Here is a 1,377-nt window from a genome sequence, read left to right on the forward strand (position 1 = left end):
AAGTCTTACCTATCGCAACTAAATAAAAGAACAGTTAGCAAAAGCTAACTGCTCGGTTCTTTGGAAAATAAGAATTAGAATTTATGTTTAAAATGGTTTACATCAATTAACGAAATTGCTGTAGAGAGCTTAATAAATCTCTATGAATACGCAATAATGTTTGAACATCATCTTCTTGAAGCTGTTGTAGTGCTAGTTCCATTGCTTTGTAGGAAGTAGAGTTTTCAATGGATTTTTTCGATGCTTCTTGTCCTTGGTTTGTTACTTTTAATTTTATTTCTCTACGATCTTCGTCTGATTGTTTTCGCTCGATGAACTCTAGATTAACTAATTCATCTACATTCACACTCACTGTACTTTTAGGAACTGAAAGACGTTCTGAAATCTCTTTAAGAGTAATATTAGGGATTGCATAAATTGTATTTAAGATACCCATTTGTTGTACTGTTAATCCTAAACTGGAGGCGTTTTGATGTGTGAACTTTATAATTTCTTTGTTTATTGTTACAAATGACTGGACAACTTCTCCTGCTTGTTTGAAACTTTGATTTTTTAAACTCATAATACTCATTCCTTTTCTTTTTTAATTTAGTTTAACATAGAACAGTTCATTTTTGAACTATTTATCTTTAAACTAATTTGGAAAAGAAATCAATATACGTTATTAATAGAAAACTTAATAAAAATTTCATTTTGTAGAATAGATGAAACTAAAAAAGAGCACTTACTTACGGTGCTCTTTAGGGGAAAAGTGAAATGTTGAAAAGTAGATTAGAGTTTCTTGCTTCGAAATAATATATGACCATTTCAACGTAATGTGAAAATGAATCACTAATGCTAAATACTTGTTGAAAAAAGAATCCTTTCTAGATTATTGACTGCCAGAGCTTCAAGGAATAATTAATTTAACTTTTCAATTACAATTGAAGCATTTATATTGGTTTGTGTTCCACCTGCTAAAGTCTGCAAAGTAACTGCAGCAGCGGAAGTATGATTATTAAGGGTAAGAATATCACCTGCGGCTAAAGTGAGAACTGTTTGCCCATTGTTTTGTTGAGTACCTGCACCTGATCCATAAACGGAGTTGGTAACGGGAGCCCCATTTAAAAAGAGGGCAAATTGATTAGGCTCAACTCCTGATACAGAAAAAGAAATTTTATAATCTCCAGCATTAATAACTGTCATCTGAGAAGTTCCAAGAGTATGAGTAAAACCGGATGTGATTTTACCGTGTGAATTAAAAAGAATAGGTGCTTCTAAGGCAACAACTTGAGCTGCTGTATTGAAAACATAAGCATACTGAGATAAACCAGATGTTGGAAGTCCGGAAGGCCCGGTTGGTCCTGTAGATCCGGCCGCTCCAGTTATTCCGGTTGG

General features: G+C 33.3%; 2 protein-coding genes. Both read right to left on the reverse strand.

Annotated features, from left to right (window positions below):
- Positions 1–106: 106 nt before the first annotated feature.
- Positions 107–562: a MarR family winged helix-turn-helix transcriptional regulator gene (locus tag B5P42_RS31375; protein WP_098384925.1), complete on the reverse strand. Its 456-nt coding sequence runs from the start codon at positions 560–562 to the stop codon at positions 107–109.
- Positions 563–900: 338 nt separating this feature from the next.
- A partial coding sequence (locus B5P42_RS31380) for a BclA C-terminal domain-containing protein (RefSeq protein WP_483295827.1) occupies positions 901–1,377 on the reverse strand: 477 nt, incomplete at its 5' end.

The sequence above is a fragment of the Bacillus sp. SRB_331 genome, assembly GCF_003264175.1.
In the GTDB taxonomy this organism is placed as follows: domain Bacteria; phylum Bacillota; class Bacilli; order Bacillales; family Bacillaceae_G; genus Bacillus_A; species Bacillus_A mycoides.